Source organism: Mesorhizobium sp. YC-39, from assembly GCF_025753795.1.
Lineage (GTDB): Bacteria > Pseudomonadota > Alphaproteobacteria > Rhizobiales > Rhizobiaceae > Mesorhizobium.
Window position 1 is genome coordinate 1 of the sequence record NZ_JAOWPS010000031.1, and the last position, 1,362, is coordinate 1,362.

Annotated in this window: 1 pseudogene; it reads right to left on the bottom strand. The window is 60.3% G+C overall.

The features are described 5' to 3' along the window. Positions 1–165: 165 nt before the first annotated feature. Positions 166–1,160 (bottom strand): annotated as a pseudogene (locus tag OHD62_RS35520) (IS630 family transposase); the annotation flags it as partial. Between the last annotated feature and the right edge of the window lie 202 nt (positions 1,161–1,362).

Below are 1,362 nucleotides of genomic sequence, written 5' to 3' on the forward strand. Positions count from 1 at the left end.
GCCGAATAGGTATGCGCTTTCTTTGATAGCGCTGGTCGGCGGGCCGTCTGGGCCGCGTGCCACGGCGCGCCCATTGCCGTACGACACCGTTCTTCTGGCCAATTCTGGCTTCATCTTTAAATGAGGGTTCGACTGTCAACGCGATTATTGCATCTGTCTTCTCCGGTTGAGGATGTCGTCATAGGATTTGAAGATACGGTTGCAGAGCCAGTCGTCGCGCATGAATTGCCAGATGTTTTCGACCGGATTGAGCTCAGGGCATTTCGACGGCAGCGGCAACAAAGTGATGTTCTTGGGCACCACGAGGGCGGCGGAGAGATGCCACCCGGCCTGATCGATCATGTACAGCATGAGCGCCCGGCGCCACGGCGCCAGAGATTTCTGCCAGATGGAGCGTCATTCCTTCGGTGTTCCAGCGAGGCAGCACGAGCCCCGCGCCTTTTTCTTCGGCCGGACAGATCGCGTCGTAGATGTAGGCCGACGTGGTGCGCTGATCCTTGGGGCCTGATGGTCGGGTTCCGCGCCTTGCCCAACGGCGGGTAATCCCGTTTTTCTGACCGACCGGGCCTCGTCCTGCCACCACAACTCTATGGGTGTGCCACGGGGAAGTGTCCCCCGGATCGCCGCCACTGCGGCGGGGAGGTTTAAAAGCCGGAATGGCGTCAGTATCCTGCGCATGATGGCGGGGCCGCGCCGACAGTTTGCGGTAGCCCATGGCGCGCAGTTCTTGGCTCAGCGTCTGCTTGCTGATCGAGATGGTGAACTCGTCCCGGACCCGCTGCGCCAAGTCGATCAGACGCCAGCGCACAACGCCGTGCGATGACGGGATCGGGCCACTTTCAACAATGTTCGCCAAGGTCCGGCACTGCGCATCATCCAGCAGGGGGCACGCCACCAGGAGGAACCCCGTCGATCAGGCCACTAGGGCCAGAGGCGTTAAAGCGTAGCACCCAGTCGCTAACCGTCTGAAGACCTACGCCGCCAACCCGCGCCGCCTCGCAGCGCGTGCTGCCCTCGTAAATCATCGCCAACGTCAGCAACCGGCGAACCTGGTTCGCATTATCGCTCGACCGGGCCAGTGCCCGCATCGTCGACGCCGTATAACCATCTCGAAATAACCATCTCGAAGCTTCACTGCCGCTGCCATCGCCAAGCTCCATGGGTTCGCGATCAATGAATCAGACACCAGCCATTTTGGAAAGCCTTCATGAGTCCAGGGCTCAAGAGACTTGGTATAAACCCTTTCGCAACCCGTTCGACGCCGAAGTCCCACTATGCCCGCGCCTTCGTCAGTTTGGCTCGATACTCCTCGTCCAGGATGGCGGGCAGAGATATCTTTTTGGTTCGCGCACCGTCGACAGA